A 15549-nucleotide genomic window follows, 5' to 3' on the forward strand; every position below is an offset into this window, starting at 1 on the left:
GTGGTCAGCGAGGTGATGGGCCGCCGGATGGAGACCGACGAGCGGATCGTCGTCCTGGGCGAGGACGTCGACCGCCTCAAGGGCGGCACGAACGGTGCGACGAAACGGGCCCTCGAACTCTTCCCGGAACGGGTCCTCGGCACCCCCATCAGCGAGAACGCCTTCGCCGGACTCGGCGGCGGCATGGCGCTGGACGGCCGGTTCCGCCCGGTCGTGGAGTTCATGTACGCCGACTTCATGTGGGTCGCCGCCGACCAGCTGTTCAACCAGATAGCCAAGGCACGGCACATGTTCGGCGGTGACGGCGCCGTCCCCTTCGTCCTGCGGAGCAAACTCGCCGCCGGTACGGGATACGGCTCCCAGCACTCGATGGACCCGGCCGGGGTGCTGACCACCGCGCCCGGTCTGTGGGTGGTCGCGCCCTCGGACCCCTTCGACTACGTGGGGCTGATGAACACCGCGCTCGCCTGCGACGACCCGGTCGTCGTCCTCGAGCACGTCGACCTCTACGCCTCCACCGGCATCGCACCCGTGGACGACCTCGACTACCGGATCCCCGTCGGCAGGGCCGCCCTGCGCCGGGAGGGCGGCGACCTCACGGTCATCTCCTATCTGTCGATGGTCGGCCACTGCCTGGAAGCCCTCGACCAGGTGCCGGAGATCCCGGCCGACCTCATCGATCTGCGCTGGCTGGACCGGGCCTCCCTCGACTGGGAGACCATCGAGGCCAGCGTCCGCAAGACCAACCGGGTGTGATCGTCGAACAGGGTGCGATCGGCACCTCCTACGGCGGTCGGCTCGCCGACGAGATCCAGCGCCGCCTCTTCGACTGGCTCGACGCCCCGGTCGAGCGCGTCACCGGCGGCGAGGCGTCGCCCCCATCAGCCAGGTCCTCGAACGGGCGGCTGTCGCCCGTACCGAAGAAGTCGTCACCGCGCTGCGCACCATCGCCGCGGGCTGACCCCGCCCCGCTGATCATCCGAGGACATGGAGCAGGACATGGCAAGGCTGTTGCGAGTGGCCCGAAGTCGCCGCAGGCGCGAGTGAGGCGACTCTTTCCGACTGGCTGGTGGCGGAGAACGTGCCGTTCAAGGCGGGCGACCCCATCGTCGTCATCGAGACCGACAAGGCCGTGGTCGAGGTGGAGGCCGAGACGGACGGTGTCATCCTCCGCGCCCTGGTCGCGGGGGGTACGGAGGTCGAGATCGGCGCTCCGATGGCGGTCGTCGGGGTGGCGGGGGAGACGGGAGCCGAGGTGGACGCACTGCTCGGCGGACCCGTCTCCGCCGGGACCGGGACCGCGAGTGTCCCCGGCGGGACCGCGAGCACACCCGCCGGGACCGCGAGTGCCCCGGGAACCGTCACCGCCACGGCACCCGTCCACGCGTCCCCCGAGCCGCCCCCCGCCGAACGGGTCTTCAGCAGTCCGCTCGCCCGGAGGCTTCTGAGGGAGGCAGGTGTCAGCACCGGCGATGTGACGGGCACCGGCCCGCACGGCCGTATCGTCCGCCGTGACGCGGAACGGGCCATCGAGGCGGTACGGGGCCGTGCTCCCGGCCCCTCCCCGGCGACGATCCCCGCGGGCACCCCCGCTCCGCCCGCGCCCGCCGTTCCCGTCCCGGTGTCCGGCCCGCCCGTGCGGACGGACGCGGACGGCGCCCCGTACGAGGAAGTCCCCCACAGCAGGCTGAGGCGGGCCATCGCCACCCGGCTCACGGCGAGCAAGCAGACCGTCCCCCACTTCTATCTGAAGAGGACGGCCCGCATCGACGAACTCCTGGCCCTGCGGCGGCGGCTCAACGAGGTCTCCCCGCAGAAGATCTCCGTGAACGACCTCGTCGTCCTGGCCGTGGCCGCCGCACACACCGGCGTACCCGAGGCCAACGTCATCTGGACCGAGACGGGAATGCGGCGGTACGCGTCCGTCGACATCGCCGTCGCCATCGCGTCGGGGCGCGGGCTGGTCACCCCCGTACTGCGCTCCGTCGAGCGGTCGTCGCCGAGTGCCGTCGCCCGGGAGATCAGGGCATACGCCGAGCAGGCGGACGAGGGGCGGCTCCAGCAGCGCGACCTGGAGGGCGGCTCGATCACCGTCACCAATCTGGGGATGTACGGGGTCGAGGAGTTCTCGGCCATCATCAACCCCCCGCACTCGGCCGTCCTCGCGGTCGGCGCCGGACGGCAGGAGCCCGTCGTCACCGACGGCACCGTGGAGGTGGCGACCCGTCTCACGCTCGTCCTCGCCGCGGACCACCGCGCGATCGACGGGGCCCTGGCGGCACGCTGGATGACCGCGCTGGTCCGGGCGCTGGAGGAACCCCTGCGTCTGGTGACCTGAGACCGGCGCACGGATGAGCCCCTCACCGGCGCGTTCGGCCCCGGACGCCGGGCCCGGACGTGCGCCGGGCGGTCGGTCCCTCCTCGCGCCGGGCGGTCCCGGGGATAGGTTTCCCACGCGAGGTGATGAGCTTAGGCTCCCCCCATGACGACCAACGATGAGCTGGAGACCATGCCCGGCGACGGCTACTCACGGATCGATCCCTGGGTGATCTCGCAGGACACCGACGCGGAGATCGACTTCCTGCGCCGGGTGTTCGGGGCCGAGGAACGAGGCTCCCGTGTCCTCAACGAGGACGGGACCGTCGGTCACTCGGAGGTGGAGGTGGCGGGCTCGGTTCTGATGCTGTTCGACAGCGGGCCCGACTGGCCGAGCCTGCCGTCGCATCTGAGGGTCTACGTCGAGGACGCCCGGGAGACGGTCGAGAAGGCCGTCGCGTGCGGCGCCCGGGTGGTGACGCAGCCGACCGAGCTGGCTTTCGGGGACCTGGCCGCACGGGTCCGCGACCCCCAGGGCCATCTGTGGTGGATCTTCCAGCGCCTCGAAGAGGTCTCGCCCGAGGAGATGGGCAAGCGCTTCGCCGACCCTTCCTACCAGGAAGGCATGGCCTATGTGCAGAAGTCCCTCGCGGACGAACTGGCCGACGGCAACCCGTGATCGGACCGGACGGCGGCCCGGCAGCCATCACCTCTTCGCCCGAAGCGGGGCACGGGCCGCTTCCGCGCCCATCACGGACGTAATGACCCGCAGCGAGCCGGGGCCGTGTCCGTGTCCGGTGTCCGTCGGACCTATCGGCCCGGGCCCGGCTGCCGGGCGCTGTGCGCGTCGCGCAACAGGCCGGGCGCCAACCGGCGGTGCTTCCTGGCCACCGGTGGCCAGACGCGGGATGCCACCGGGCGGTCGTAACGCATCAACGTGGCGAGCGAGACGTGCTCGTCGTCGGCCTGGACGACGAGATGGCAGGTCAGGAACCAGGAACGCGCCTCAAGCCTGATCCAGTCCTCGCCCCGGCCGGCGATCGGCCATCCGGCCACCCGCTCCGGTGACGCCCGGAGCCGCAGGCCGAGAAGTACCCGCCAGACGAACTGCCCTCCGCGGCCCGCCACATCTTCGAACAGAGCCCTCGCCCACTGTTCCGGTGAGCTGCCCGGTACCCCGGCGGTCATGGTGAAGAGGTCGGCGTAGCCGGGGTCGGTCAGGGTGCTGAGGGCGAGGATCCGCTCGGGCACCGGCTCCTGCCGGTGGACGGCCGGCACGGAGGCCGCGCCCTTCTTCGCGTCAGCGTCACGCGGGTGTACGCCACGATCTGGCCCTGGCCCTGGTCCTGTTCCTGCTCCTGGTTCGGCGTTCAAACGTCCTCCCTCTGCGGTTCCTTCCCGCGGTTCCTTACGCCCGGCGGCACTGCGCCTGCTAACATACATACATTCACGTATGTATGTAAGGGGTGGCGATGACGGCGAAGGGTGTCCGCCGGGCCCAGGCGGACCGTCGGGCCCGGACCAGGAGCGCTCTGCTGGAGGCCGCGGCACGGGGACTGTCCACGTACGGGTACGCCAATCTGGTCCTGGACCGTGTGGCGGGCGAGGCGGGCTACACCCGTGGCGCCCTGTACCACCTGTTCGCCAACAAGGAGGAACTGGCGCTGGCGGTGGTGCGGTGGGTCGAGGAGACCTGGAACGCCGAGGTGGGCCGGCTCGCCGCCGAGGCTGCCGACCCCGTCGACGGGCTGATGGCGTTGGCGCGGGGCCACGCCGCCTACTGCCGCCGTGACGTGGCGGGCGTCATGATGACGCTGAGGGTGGAGTTCGCCGGACAGGACCATCCGGTCGGCCGGGCGATCACGGACATCGTCGACCGGCTCGAAGCCGACTGCGCGGATCGGATCGCCGCCGGACGCGCGGCCGGGGCGATCCCGCCCGGGCCGCCGCCCGCCGAGACGGCGGCGGCCTATCTCGGCACCGTCGAGGCGATCGGGATCCAGCTCGCCGGACGAGCCCCCTGGGACGTCGAACTCACCGACAGGGCCGTCCGGGGCCTGCTCGGCCTGCCACCCGCCCCGACCGATCCGGGGGCCCGTGCGAGTTAGTCGCGGGGCACCGGCAGGCCCGGCCGTGATCGGCTCCCGCACCGGCCGGGCGCCCGTCCCGGACCCCGCGTCGGAGAGGGGCGGGCGCCGGCTCAGCCGTCGAGTGCGTGCCCGGTCGTCGCGTCCACATGGTCCGGGATCTCATCGTGGCGATCGCCCACGGTCGGTGTCCCGGTCGGCTCGAACATCAGGATCGCGGCGCCGGACGGAGCGTACGGCTTGTGCTCCGTACCTCGGGGGACGGTGAAGACCGACCCCTGGGGGAGCAGGACCGTGCGCTCCCCGTCGGGCTCGCGCAGGGAGATGCGCAGTTCGCCGTCGAGTACCAGGAAGAACTCGTCGGTGTCGTCGTGGACGTGCCAGATGTGCTCGCCCCCGACCTTGGCGATGCGGACGTCGTAGTCGTTGACGCGCGTGACGATACGAGGGCTCCACAGGGCGTCGAAGGAGGCCAGAGCCTTGCTCAGGTGGATGGGTTCGCTGCTCATGGGCTCATCCTGAGCCGTTTCGCACGGCCGCCGTGAGTGCTAGGAATCGCATATGGCGAAAGAATCCTCGCAAGCGGCTCACACGGCGGGCGTGCACCGGGTCGTCGTGATCGTGGACGAGAACTCGAACCCCTTCGAGCTCGGCTGCGCGACCGAGCTCTTCGGTCTGCGCCGACCGGAGATCGGCCGTGATCTCTACGACTTCAGGCTCTGTTCCCCCGAGCCCCGCACCCTGATGCGGGACGGGTTCTTCACGCTCACGGGAGTCGCCGGCCTGGAAGCGGCCGATACGGCGGACACCCTGATCGTCCCCAACCGCCCGGACATCGAAGTCCCCCGCCGTCCCGCCGTACTCGATGCCGTCCGACGGGCGCACTCCCGTGGCGCGCGTCTGGCCGGCTTCTGCAGCGGCGCCTTCACACTGGCCGAGGCCGGAGTCCTCGACGGGCGCCGGGCCACCGCGCACTGGCAGTGGGCGGATTCCTTCCGGGCCCGCTTCCCCTCCGTCCGGCTCGAATCAGACGTGCTCTTCGTGGACGACGGCGACATCCTCACCGCTGCGGGGAGTGCGGCTGCCCTCGATCTCGGGCTGCACATGGTCCGCCGCGACTACGGAGCGGAGGTCGCCAACTCCGTGAGCCGGCGACTGGTCTTCGCCGCGCACCGGGACGGAGGCCAGCGGCAGTTCGTGGAGCGCCCCGTACCCGACCTGCGTGACGAGTCCCTGGCACCTGTCCTGGCCTGGGCCCAGGAACGGCTGGACTCACCGCTCGGTGTGTCCGACCTCGCGGCGCGCGCGGCGGTCAGTCCGGCGACGCTGCATCGCCGATTCCGGGCGCAACTGGGGACAACGCCGATGAACTGGCTCACGGGGGAACGGCTGACCCTGGCATGCCGGCTGATCGAGCGGGGCGAGTCCCGGTTCGAGGTGGTCGCGCGACGCAGCGGGCTCGGCACCGCCGCCCATCTGCGTACGCTGATGCGCCGCGAGACCGGTATCACCCCGTCGGCGTACAGGCGCCGGTTCGGGCCGGAGGCGAAGTGACGGCTGGGTACGGCCTCCAAGCGAGGCACTGGCCGTTCCGATCGCCACCTTTCGGCCGGCGGGCCCGGAGCCTCGGAGTCCCGGAGCCCTGGAGCCCCGGGGTCAGTCCCATGCGGTGTGGGCGCCCCCGGATCCCACGACGCGGAGTACGGCCGTACGGGCCGCCTCGGCCGCTTCCGCGACGGACATCCGGCCCGCCCTGACCTCGTCACCGGCGGCGTGCCCGAGGGCGATCGTCGCCGACACCAGCCAGGCCGGGGACTGTTCCGCGTCGAACTCCCCGGCCTCCTGGCCGCGCTCGATCAACCGTGTCAGCCGGTCGGCGACCGAGGTGTGACGGGCCCGCTGGTCCTCCTGGTCCATCGAGGCCGAACCGGTCCGCAGCAGGACGGGATGGCGTTCGAACGTCCGCCAGCTGACATCGAGCAGTCTCACCAGCGCGGCCGAGGCCGGGCCCTCGTCGAGTGCGGCGGCGTCCATCGCCGCCATGGTCTCCTCCGTGACGCGGTCGACCACCGCCGTGAGCAGATCGTCCCGCGTGGAGAAGTGGGCGTAGACGGTCTGACGGGTCACCCCCGCCTCCGCGGCGATCGCCCCCATCCCGGCGTCCGGGTTCTCCACGAGCAGCCGCATCGCCGCGTCGAGGATCGCCGCCCGACTGCGCTCGGCGTCGGCGCGGCGGCGCCGGGGAGACGGTGACGAAGACAATTCTTACACCCTTGTCAAAATTAGCTCGCTTGCATATCTTACGAGTGTGTAAGAGATCGTAGCTGGCTCGCGGAGACCACCCGCGAGCACACGGCCACGACGGCGACCCGTGACCCGTGGCACGTGACCTGCGATCGCGGCCCCGCCCGCGCGCCGACGCGGGCGATGCCGTGTGAGGAAGCCGCTACGACGTCACACCCCCCACCCATGAGCATCGAAGCAATGGAGACAAGGCGCGTGCGCATCCGAATCGTCCACGGACTCGCCCTGCTGTCCACCGGCCTGCTCGCCGGTGCGTTCGGTTACGGCGCGGCCAACCTCGTTCCCACCTTCGACGCCGTACCCCTCGATATGCGGCTGTCCTTCCACTCCGAGCTGATGAAGGTGAACGGCATCACCGTGCAGGGGGCGATGGGCGCTTCGATCCTCACCTCGGGGACGCTCGCCGTCCTGACACGAGGCCGCGAACGGGTGCTCGCCGGTACGGCGGGCCTGCTGGCCGTCGCGTCCTTCCTGATCACCCGGTTCGGCAATGTGCCGATCAACGGCCGGATCAAGAAGTGGGCCGTCGGCTCGCCCCCGCCCGACTACGCGGACATCCTCGCGCGCTGGGAGATGTTCAACATCCTGCGTACGTCCACCGCGACCGTCGCCTTCGCCCTGCTGATCTTCCTCGCCCTGCGGCCGGGCTCCGTACGCCAGGCCCCGACGAAGTCCCGTGCGGAGGAGCCGGTCACCGCCGCCGCGCGCTGACTCGGGTCCGGAGACGTAAAAACGCTCGGCCGGAACTCCGGCCGAGCGCTGGTCTGCGCTGTGATCAGCTCGTGTGCCTGACGGTTGCGATGAAGGTGCTCCATGCGCGGGCGGAGAAGGTGAGTGCCGGTCCGCCGGGGTTCTTGGTGTCGCGGACGGGTACGGTGCCGGGCACGTTGTCGGCGAACTCCAGGCAGTTGTCCTCGCCTCCACTGCTGTAGCTGGATTTGCGCCAGGCCGGTGCTTCACTGGTGGGCATTCTCGTATTCCTCTGCGATCGCCTTGATCAGGGCTAGGGATTGGTCGTGCGACAGCGCGTCACCCAGTGCCAGATCGTAGGCGGTCTGGCACTGGTACACCATCGCCGATTCATCCATGACAGTGCCTGTATACACAGCCTCCGAGTAGGCGACGGGCGGCATGTCGTCGAACCACGTCAGGGTCAGATTGCTCGACAGCACTGCGTGGCTGCCGATTCCGAACGGGATTACGTGGACGCGGATACGGTCCCGCTCACCCAGCGAGACGATGTGACGCAACTGTTCGGCCATTGTCGATGGCCCGCCCACCGACCGGCGAAGTGCGGCTTCATCCAGCAGTGCCATGAAGGTGGGTGAGATCGGGTCATTGAAGATCTGCGCCCGATCCAGTCGTGTGGCTGCCGCCGTGTCACACCTGTCCGCAGTCTTCGGCGGGAAATGGGACCGGAACAGCGCCCGCATGTACCCCTCCGTCTGCAACAGCCCCGGAATCAGCAGCCCCCCGTACTCCCTGATTGCGCTCGCCTGCTGTTCGAACTGCCGGGCCGCCTCGAAGTGCACCGCAACCGGGCGCTGGTTGAGTGTCGGCCAGAAGGCAACGAAAACCCCGCCCGTCTCCAGTACCTGGTCCAGCCGGCGCGCGTCCTCCAGGGACGGCGTCCGTCTGCCCGCCTCGATATGGGCGATGTGGGTGCGGGTCATGAAGGCCCGCTCGCTCAGCGTCGCCTGGGTGAGTCCGGCCTCGATACGGCGCCGGCGGAGTTCGGCGCCGTAGGGGGTTCTCGGCTTGTCGGTGCTCTCGGTGCTCTCGGGGCGTTCCGTGCCTTCGGCGTTTCCCGTGTTCTCGGCGTCCTCGGATGCCATGATCGCCAACTCCCTTGTGCACAGGGACGATTACGGTGAGTCCTCGTTGTGGCAGAGAGTACGCAAGGCGGCCCGGGGGAGTGCGCGTTGGGAACGGATATTCACCGGAAGGTGAGACTCCAGACATATGTTCGACGGTCTGATTCCCGGGCCGGGCTCAAGACCGTTCAGACGGTATCCCGTACCGGCCCCCGGAACGTGCGCCGGTATGTGTTCGGTGTCGTGCCGAGGGTGCGCAGAAAGTGGTGGCGCAGGGTCGCCGCGTTGCCGAAGCCGCTGCGGCCCGCGATCGTGTCGACCGTCTCCTCCGTCTGTTCCAGCAGCTCCTGCGCGAGCAGCAGCCGCTGCCGGAGCAGCCAGCGGTACGGGGTCGTCCCCGTCTCCTGCTGGAAGCGGCGGGCGAAGGTGCGGGGCGACATATGGGCGCGGGCGGCCAGTTGTTCGACGGTCATCTCGCGGTCCAGGTGGCGTTCCATCCAGCTCATGACGTCGCCGACGGTGTCGCACCCGGTGCGCGGGAGGGGGCGTTCGATGTACTGGGCCTGGCCGCCGTCGCGGTGCGGCGGGACGACCATCCGGCGGGCGATGTAGTTGGCGACCTTGGGGCCGTGCTCCTCGCGGATGATGTGGAGGCAGGCGTCGATCGCGGCGGCGGTGCCGGCCGAGGTGATGACGGGGCCGGTGTCGACGTACAGCACATCGGGGTCGACGATCGCGAGCGGGAAGCGCTCCATCAGCATGTCGGAGTGCCGCCAGTGGGTGGTGCAGCGGCGGCCGTCGAGGAGGCCCGCCGCGCCCAGGACGAAGGCCCCGGAGCAGACGCTCAGCACACGGGCGCCCCGCTCGACGGCCCGCTGGAGCGCGGCCAGCAGCTCCGGGGGATAGTCGCGGGCGACGAAGGCGTCGCCCGTGGGGACGGCGATGAGGTCGGCCTCCTCCAGTCGCTCAAGACCGACGAGGGGATTGATGGAGAAGCCCGCGTGGGTGCTCAGTGTCGGCCCCTCGGCCGAGACGACGGCGAAGTCGTAGTAGGGCATGCCGTCCGCTCTGCGGTCGAGGCCGAAGACCTCGCAGAGCACGCCGAGTTCAAAGGGATGCACTCCGTCGAGCAGGGCCACGGCAACGTTTTTCAGCATGAACCGAGTGTCGCACGGCCATGGCAGTAATTCGATGGTCCATGGCAGTCCTGCCACTGCCGGACGGGGCCGGATCGGACGACAGTGGACACATGAACACAGCCATCGCCCTCATCGCCGTCCTCGCCATCGCGGGGCTGATCACCCTTCCGTCTCTGCTCGGCCACGCCAGGGACCGGGCCATCGACCGCCAGTTGCGCGAGGCGGCCCGCCTGGAGTCGGAGTCCTGGGTCCCCTCGGCCCCCCGGCCGGCCACCCCTCGCCGTATCGCCGACGCCACTCCTGCCGACTCCGCCCCCGCCGACTACACCCGGTCGGCCACGGTCGCCGACCGGAGGCTCGACAGTGTCGGGGTGTAGCCCCTCACCGTGTTGCCGTAAACCGTCACCACGACACCGCCGTACCGCCCCGGCCACCCCATCAGCCCGTCGTCGCTCACCCGGACGACGGGCTGATCGCTTGAGGTCCCCCGCCGTCGCGGAGCCGGGCCCCGACATGGCGGCCCCGTAACGGCGGCCCGCGACGGCGGACGGATCAGAAGTCGTCGTCGAAGCCGACGGACCCCTCCACCGCCACCTGGTAGGCCGACGGGCGGCGCTCGAAGAAGTTGGTCAGCTCCTGGACGCCCTGGAGCTCCATGAAGGAGAACGGGTTCTCCGAGCCGTACACCGGCGCGAACCCCAGCCGGGTCAGCCGCTGGTCGGCGACGCACTGGAGGTACTGGCGCATGGACTCGGTGTTCATCCCCGGCAGACCGTCACCGCACAGATCGCGGCCGAACTGGAGCTCCGCCTCCACCGCCTCCTTCAGCATGTCCGTGACCTCCTGCCGCAGAGCGTCGTCGAACAGCTCCGGCTCCTCCTTGCGGACCGTGTCCACGACCTCGAAGGCGAAGTTCATATGCATGGTCTCGTCCCGGAACACCCAGTTGGTGCCGGTGGCCAGACCGTGCAGCAGCCCCCGGGAGCGGAACCAGTACACGTACGCGAACGCGCCGTAGAAGAACAGTCCCTCGATACAGGCCGCGAAACAGATCAGATTCAGCAGGAAGCGGCGGCGGTCGGCCTGCGTCTCCAGCCGGTCGATGCTCTCCACCGAGTCCATCCAGCGGAAGCAGAACTGCGCCTTCTCGCGGATCGACGGGATGTTCTCGACGGCCGCGAAGGCCGCCGTCCGGTCCTCCGGGTCGGGAAGATAGGTGTCCAGCAGCGTCAGATAGAACTGGACGTGCACGGCCTCCTCGAAGAGCTGCCGGCTCAGATACAGCCGCGCCTCGGGGGAGTTGATGTGCTTGTACAGCGTCAGTACGAGATTGTTGGCGACGATCGAGTCGCCCGTCGCGAAGAACGCGACCAGCCGGCCGATCAGATGCTGCTCACCCGGCGACAGCTTGGCGAGATCGGCCACATCGGAGTGGAGATCGACCTCCTCCACCGTCCAGGTGTTCTTGATCGCGTCCCGGTAGCGCTCGTAGAAGTCCGGATAGCGCATCGGGCGCAGGGTGAGTTCGAAACCCGGGTCGAGGAGGTTCTTGGTGGTGTCGGACATCGTTACTGGCACGCCTCGCAGGACTCGGGGTTTTCGAGGGAGCAGGCGACGGCCTCCTCGGGCGTCGCCTGTACGGGGATGGGGGCGGGGGCGCTGTTCGCTGCCCCGCCCGTGCTCGCGGCCCCGGCGCCGCCCGCGCTGGACGCGCTGGACGCGTTGGAGGCCGCGCGGGCGATCCTCGTCGCCGGGCGCGAGCGCAGGTAGTACGTCGTCTTCAGCCCCTGCTTCCAGGCGTACGCGTACATCGAGCTGAGCTTGCCGATCGTCGGCGTCTCCAGGAAGAGGTTCAGCGACTGCGACTGGTCCAGATACGGCGTCCGGGCGGCGGCCATGTCGATCAGCCCGCGCTGCGGGATCTCCCACGCGGTCCGGTACAGCTCGCGCACCTGGGCCGGGACCCAGGTGAAGCCCTGCACCGAGCCGTTCGAGTCGCGCAGCGCCTCACGGGTCTCGGCGTCCCAGACGCCGAGCCGCTTCAGCTCCTCCACCAGATAGGAGTTGACCTGGAGGAACTCACCGGACAGCGTCTCGCGCTTGAAGAGGTTGGAGACCTGCGGCTCGATGCACTCGTACACCCCCGCGATGGAGGCGATGGTCGCGGTCGGCGCGATGGCCAGGAGGAGGGAGTTCCGCATTCCCGTCCGGGCGATCCGCTCGCGCAGCGCGGCCCAGCGCTCGGGCCAGTGCGGCTCGACGCCGTAGTGGTCGGGGTGCAGCACACCGCGAGCGGCCCGGGTCTGCTCCCAGGCGGGGAGCGGACCGTTGCGCTCCGCCAGCTCGGCGGACGCCTCGTACGCGGCGAGCATGATCCGCTCGGCGATCCGGGTGGACAGCTCCCGTGCCTCCGGCGAGTCGAACGGCAGCTTCAGCTGGAAGAACACGTCCTGGAGGCCCATCGCCCCCAGGCCCACCGGACGCCAGCGGGTGTTCGAGCGGCCCGCCTGCTCGGTCGGGTAGAAGTTGATGTCGACGACGCGGTCCAGGAAGGTGACGGCCGTGCGGACGGTCCGGTCGAGCCGTTCCCAGTCCAGTTCCCCGCCTTCGGCCGCGCCGCTGACGAACGCGCCCAGATTCACCGAGCCGAGGTTGCAGACGGCGGTCTCGCCGTCGTCGGTGACCTCAAGGATCTCGGTGCACAGATTCGAGGAGTGGACCGTGTGACCGGGCTCCGCGGTCTGGTTGGCCGTACGGTTCGCGGCATCCTTGAACGTCATCCAGCCGTTTCCGGTCTGCGCGAGGGTACGCATCATCCGGCCGTACAGCTCCCGCGCGGGCATGGTCTTGCGGGCCAGCCCCTTCGCCTCCGCCGCGCGATAGGCGGTGTCGAACTCCTCGCCCCACAGATCCACCAGCTCCGGGGTGTCCGCCGGGGAGAACAGCGACCACTCGGTGTCGGCCTCGACCCGGCGCATGAACTCGTCGGGGATCCAGTGCGCCAGATTGAGATTGTGCGTGCGCCGGGCGTCCTCGCCCGTGTTGTCGCGAAGCTCCAGGAACTCCTCGATGTCCGCGTGCCAGGTCTCCAGATAGACAGCCGCGGCACCCTTGCGCCGGCCGCCCTGGTTCACCGCGGCGACCGAGGCGTCCAGGGTCTTCAGGAACGGCACGATGCCGTTGGAGTGGCCGTTGGTGCCCCGGATCAGTGAACCGCGGGCACGGATACGGGAGTACGAGAGCCCGATGCCGCCCGCGTGCTTCGACAGCCGCGCGACCTGGTGGTAGCGGTCGTAGATCGAGTCCAGTTCGTCCAGCGGCGAGTCCAGCAGATAGCAGGAGGACATCTGCGGGTGCCGGGTGCCGGAGTTGAAGAGCGTGGGCGAGGAGGGCAGATAGTCGAGCCGGCTCATCAGCCCGTACAGCGCCGTGACCTCGTCCAGCGCCCGGGTGCCGTCGTCCTCGGCGAGTCCGCAGGCGACCCGGAGCATGAAGTGCTGGGGGGTCTCGATCACCTGACGGGTGATGGGGTGGCGCAGCAGATAGCGGCTGTAGAGGGTCCGCAGGCCGAAGTAGCCGAAGCGGTCGTCGCCCGCCGGGTCGATCGTCGCGTCGAGGCGGTCGGCGTGCAGCGTCACGAACGCGGCCGTGCGGTCCGCGATCAGGCCCTCGGTGTGGCCCACCGCGACCGAGGAGGAGAAGGACACCGAGCCCTGGCCGGCGGCCTCCTCGGCGATGGTGCGGGTCAGCAGCCGGGCGGCCAGCCGCGAGTAGGCGGGGTCCTCGGAGATCAGTCCGGCGGCGGCGTCGGTGGCGAGCCCGTGGAGTTCGGCGGCGTCCGATCCCGCGTGCCGGCCGCGCAGGGCGGCGGCGGCGACCCGGCCGGGGTCGGTGTCCGGGAGGTCGGCGGTGAGTTCGGTCAGGGTCCGCAGCAGCGCGGTTCCGGGGCCGTCCTCGCCCGGCACGGCGGCCTGGTCCGAGGCCCGTCCGGAGTTCCGGCCGGAGGTCTCATCCGGGACCCCGCCCGGGATCCCGCCCGAGGTCTCACCGGTGGTCCGCTCGGAGACCTTCCCGGGGACCTCCGTGGAGATCCGCTCGGAGACCTCCCGGGCCTCCCGGACCTCTCTGGGTGCCTTCTCCCCCGTGGTGCCTGAAGCCGGATCGGCTGGCGCGATGGTCACGTAGTGCTCTCCCTCGCTCGGCTCGCGGGCCGGCGGGGGAATCGGGCACGACCGGGGGCGCCCGCCCCGGATCAGGGCAGCGCTCACGGCGTCCACCGGCCCAACCGCGAGGCCCGGACGTATCGGCACCCGGGTCGGACGAGCCGGGTGCGCTGTCGGCAGACGGCCGGACTTGCCGGGTGCGACAAAGCACACCGAAGCACACCGTTGCGGGACAGTTCCGGATTCACACCGGATTCCTCTGCGGCGACAGCGAGATGAGCATACATGTGGGGGCGCTCGCCGGAAGGACCCACCAGATGTTGTGTCGTGACGCCGAATGAGCGGCCGGGGGAGTGAAGGGTCCAGTCCGCACCTGGCCCTTGGCGGACACGGGGATCGGCCGCGTCCGGAGTCCGCCGCGACGCCCGGACGGGCCGTATGAGAACCCTCACAACGGGCTCGATGACACATGGGTGCGCAGGGGACGCCGAGGGACACACGGCACCGTACGGGCGCTGCGGGGCACACATGGACGTACCCGGATGTGCGATGGGCGGGCGCGGGCGTACGGAGAGGGTCGCCGTACGGAGCGGGCGGGCCGCGCACAAGGTACGGAAAGGGCCGCCGCACCGACTCCTGGAACCCGAGAGGTGGTGCGGCGGCCCTCGCCGGAGCGCGTGACGCCCGCGCCCGCGGCCGGACAGGCGCCGGGGGGCGGAGGCGTACGGCTGTCGTGGGACGGCCCGTCCCCGTACGAGCTGGACCGGTCCCGGCGGCCCTGACGCGCGCGGGGCCCGGGTGGTCCGGCCCATCACCTCGCGGTAGCACGCCGGTTGGCCGGCTCCGGCTGCACGAACCGGCCGCCGGTCGGACCAGGCATGGCCCGGGCCGCAGGTCGGACCTGGTCGGACAGGTCAGGTCGCCGGCCTCTGGAGCCGCGCCACGAACTTGTACCGGTCGCCCCGGTACACCGACCGTACCCACTCCACCGGTTCGCCCTGCTTGTCCAGCGAGTGACGCGAGAGCATCAGCATCGGCAGCCCCACGTCCGTCCCCAGCAGACCCGCCTCGCGCGGAGTCGCCAGTGAGGTCTCGATCGTCTCCTCGGCCTCGGCGAGATGGACGTCGTACACCTCCGCCAGCGCCGTGTAGAGCGAGGTGTACTTCACCAGGCTGCGGCGGAGCGCCGGGAAGCGCTTGGCCGACAGATGGGTCGTCTCGATCGCCATCGGCTCACCGCTCGCCAGCCGGAGCCGCTCGATCCGCAGCACCCGGCCGCCGGTCGAGATGTCCAGCAGCCCCGCGAGGGTGTCGTCGGCCGTGACGTAACCGATGTCGAGGAGCTGCGAGGTCGGCTCCAGGCCCTGGGCCTTCATGTCCTCGGTGTACGAGGTGAGCTGAAGGGCCTGGGACACCTTGGGCTTGGCGACGAAGGTGCCCTTGCCCTGGATCCGCTCCAGCCGGCCCTCGACGACCAGCTCCTGGAGTGCCTGGCGGACCGTGGTGCGCGAGGTGTCGAACTCCGCCGCGAGCGTGCGCTCCGGCGGTACGGGTGTGCCCGGTGGCATGGTCTCCGTCATATCCAGGAGATGCCGTTTGAGCCGGTAGTACTTGGGTACGCGTGCGGCCCGGACACCCGTACCGCCCTCGGTTTCCGTGCTTCCCCCGTCGGTGGCCATGGCCCGCCTCCCAGGCTGTCCTGCTGCCGTCACCGGCTCCTCCGTTG

General features: G+C 70.3%; 16 protein-coding genes and 1 riboswitch. Of the genes, 7 read left to right on the top strand and 9 right to left on the bottom strand.

Features of this window, described 5'->3' with window-relative positions:
* The 3 genes from ACIBCM_RS11535 to ACIBCM_RS11545 all read left to right on the top strand — a co-directional run bounded on the left by ACIBCM_RS11535 (position 1) and on the right by ACIBCM_RS11545 (position 2995).
* A complete protein-coding gene (locus tag ACIBCM_RS11535; protein WP_399241821.1) occupies positions 1–756 on the top strand; it encodes an alpha-ketoacid dehydrogenase subunit beta in 756 nt (251 codons plus the stop codon).
* A gap of 313 nt (positions 757–1069) precedes the next feature.
* On the top strand, positions 1070–2338 hold the full coding sequence (locus ACIBCM_RS11540; RefSeq protein ID WP_399241822.1) for a dihydrolipoamide acetyltransferase family protein: 1269 nt from the start codon (positions 1070–1072) through the stop codon (positions 2336–2338).
* Positions 2339–2482: 144 nt separating this feature from the next.
* Positions 2483–2995, top strand: coding sequence for a VOC family protein (locus tag ACIBCM_RS11545; protein WP_399241823.1), 513 nt, complete (start codon positions 2483–2485; stop codon positions 2993–2995).
* Between the two features lie 131 nt (positions 2996–3126).
* On the opposite strand, the gene ACIBCM_RS11550 is transcribed toward ACIBCM_RS11545, so the two are convergent.
* Positions 3127–3594, bottom strand: a complete 468-nt coding sequence (locus tag ACIBCM_RS11550) for a hypothetical protein (RefSeq protein ID WP_399241824.1) — start codon at positions 3592–3594, stop codon at positions 3127–3129.
* 194 nt (positions 3595–3788) lie between these two features.
* Here ACIBCM_RS11550 and ACIBCM_RS11555 point away from each other — a divergent pair, with 194 nt between their 5' ends.
* Positions 3789–4424 (top strand): TetR/AcrR family transcriptional regulator, encoded by a 636-nt coding sequence (locus ACIBCM_RS11555; protein ID WP_399241825.1) that lies wholly within the window; start codon positions 3789–3791, stop codon positions 4422–4424.
* 92 nt (positions 4425–4516) lie between these two features.
* Here ACIBCM_RS11555 and ACIBCM_RS11560 read toward each other — a convergent pair whose 3' ends face one another.
* Entirely contained in the window at positions 4517–4912 is a 396-nt protein-coding gene (locus ACIBCM_RS11560; RefSeq protein ID WP_399241826.1) for a cupin domain-containing protein, read from the bottom strand.
* 52 nt (positions 4913–4964) lie between these two features.
* Between ACIBCM_RS11560 and ACIBCM_RS11565 the strand changes: the two genes are divergently transcribed.
* Positions 4965–5957 carry a GlxA family transcriptional regulator gene (locus ACIBCM_RS11565; protein WP_399241827.1) on the top strand — a complete coding sequence of 331 codons (993 nt, stop codon included), beginning with the start codon at positions 4965–4967 and terminating at the stop codon, positions 5955–5957.
* Positions 5958–6059: 102 nt separating this feature from the next.
* Here ACIBCM_RS11565 and ACIBCM_RS11570 read toward each other — a convergent pair whose 3' ends face one another.
* Entirely contained in the window at positions 6060–6665 is a 606-nt protein-coding gene (locus ACIBCM_RS11570) for a TetR/AcrR family transcriptional regulator (protein ID WP_399241828.1), read from the bottom strand.
* 207 nt (positions 6666–6872) lie between these two features.
* On the opposite strand from ACIBCM_RS11570, the gene ACIBCM_RS11575 reads away from it, so the two are divergent.
* Entirely contained in the window at positions 6873–7418 is a 546-nt protein-coding gene (locus tag ACIBCM_RS11575) for an anthrone oxygenase family protein (protein WP_399241829.1), read from the top strand.
* A gap of 64 nt (positions 7419–7482) precedes the next feature.
* On the opposite strand, the gene ACIBCM_RS11580 is transcribed toward ACIBCM_RS11575, so the two are convergent.
* The 3 genes from ACIBCM_RS11580 to ACIBCM_RS11590 form a co-directional block, all read right to left on the bottom strand.
* Positions 7483–7677 carry a DUF397 domain-containing protein gene (locus ACIBCM_RS11580; RefSeq protein ID WP_399241830.1) on the bottom strand — a complete coding sequence of 65 codons (195 nt, stop codon included), beginning with the start codon at positions 7675–7677 and terminating at the stop codon, positions 7483–7485.
* A complete protein-coding gene (locus tag ACIBCM_RS11585) occupies positions 7664–8542 on the bottom strand; it encodes a Scr1 family TA system antitoxin-like transcriptional regulator (protein WP_399241831.1) in 879 nt (292 codons plus the stop codon). The genes ACIBCM_RS11580 and ACIBCM_RS11585 overlap by 14 nt, the downstream gene beginning before the upstream one ends.
* Positions 8543–8709: 167 nt before the next feature.
* Entirely contained in the window at positions 8710–9678 is a 969-nt protein-coding gene (locus ACIBCM_RS11590; protein WP_399241833.1) for a GlxA family transcriptional regulator, read from the bottom strand.
* A 92-nt stretch (positions 9679–9770) separates the two neighbouring features.
* Between ACIBCM_RS11590 and ACIBCM_RS11595 the strand changes: the two genes are divergently transcribed.
* Positions 9771–10037 (top strand): hypothetical protein, encoded by a 267-nt coding sequence (locus ACIBCM_RS11595; protein ID WP_399241834.1) that lies wholly within the window; start codon positions 9771–9773, stop codon positions 10035–10037.
* A gap of 175 nt (positions 10038–10212) precedes the next feature.
* Here the strand turns inward: ACIBCM_RS11595 and ACIBCM_RS11600 are convergent, their stop codons facing one another.
* From ACIBCM_RS11600 to ACIBCM_RS11610, 3 genes are all read right to left on the bottom strand, one after another.
* The gene (locus tag ACIBCM_RS11600) at positions 10213–11226 is read right to left on the bottom strand and encodes a ribonucleotide-diphosphate reductase subunit beta (protein WP_399241835.1); all 1014 of its coding nucleotides are present in this window, start codon (positions 11224–11226) and stop codon (positions 10213–10215) included.
* A 2-nt stretch (positions 11227–11228) separates the two neighbouring features.
* Complete coding sequence (locus ACIBCM_RS11605) at positions 11229–13841, bottom strand: ribonucleoside-diphosphate reductase subunit alpha (RefSeq protein WP_399241836.1); 2613 nt, start codon at positions 13839–13841, stop codon at positions 11229–11231.
* A gap of 166 nt (positions 13842–14007) precedes the next feature.
* Positions 14008–14077: riboswitch (cobalamin riboswitch) on the bottom strand.
* Between the two features lie 660 nt (positions 14078–14737).
* Complete coding sequence (locus tag ACIBCM_RS11610; protein ID WP_399241837.1) at positions 14738–15502, bottom strand: GntR family transcriptional regulator; 765 nt, start codon at positions 15500–15502, stop codon at positions 14738–14740.
* Between the last annotated feature and the right edge of the window lie 47 nt (positions 15503–15549).

Source organism: Streptomyces sp. NPDC051018 (assembly GCF_044456085.1).
Lineage (GTDB): Bacteria > Actinomycetota > Actinomycetes > Streptomycetales > Streptomycetaceae > Streptomyces.

Bases quoted from the DNA above. Each gene is read 5' to 3' on its own strand.
- ACIBCM_RS11560 (WP_399241826.1), bottom strand. From the start codon at position 4,912: ATGAGCAGCGAACCCATCCACCTGAGCAAGGCTCTGGCCTCCTTCGAC.
- ACIBCM_RS11575 (WP_399241829.1), top strand. From the start codon at position 6,873: ATGAGCATCGAAGCAATGGAGACAAGGCGCGTGCGCATCCGAATCGTC.
- ACIBCM_RS11610 (WP_399241837.1), bottom strand. From the start codon at position 15,502: ATGGCCACCGACGGGGGAAGCACGGAAACCGAGGGCGGTACGGGTGTC.
- ACIBCM_RS11555 (WP_399241825.1), top strand. From the start codon at position 3,789: ATGACGGCGAAGGGTGTCCGCCGGGCCCAGGCGGACCGTCGGGCCCGG.
- ACIBCM_RS11580 (WP_399241830.1), bottom strand. From the start codon at position 7,677: ATGCCCACCAGTGAAGCACCGGCCTGGCGCAAATCCAGCTACAGCAGT.
- ACIBCM_RS11595 (WP_399241834.1), top strand. From the start codon at position 9,771: ATGAACACAGCCATCGCCCTCATCGCCGTCCTCGCCATCGCGGGGCTG.
- ACIBCM_RS11565 (WP_399241827.1), top strand. From the start codon at position 4,965: ATGGCGAAAGAATCCTCGCAAGCGGCTCACACGGCGGGCGTGCACCGG.
- ACIBCM_RS11590 (WP_399241833.1), bottom strand. From the start codon at position 9,678: ATGCTGAAAAACGTTGCCGTGGCCCTGCTCGACGGAGTGCATCCCTTT.
- ACIBCM_RS11545 (WP_399241823.1), top strand. From the start codon at position 2,483: ATGACGACCAACGATGAGCTGGAGACCATGCCCGGCGACGGCTACTCA.
- ACIBCM_RS11600 (WP_399241835.1), bottom strand. From the start codon at position 11,226: ATGTCCGACACCACCAAGAACCTCCTCGACCCGGGTTTCGAACTCACC.
- ACIBCM_RS11585 (WP_399241831.1), bottom strand. From the start codon at position 8,542: ATGGCATCCGAGGACGCCGAGAACACGGGAAACGCCGAAGGCACGGAA.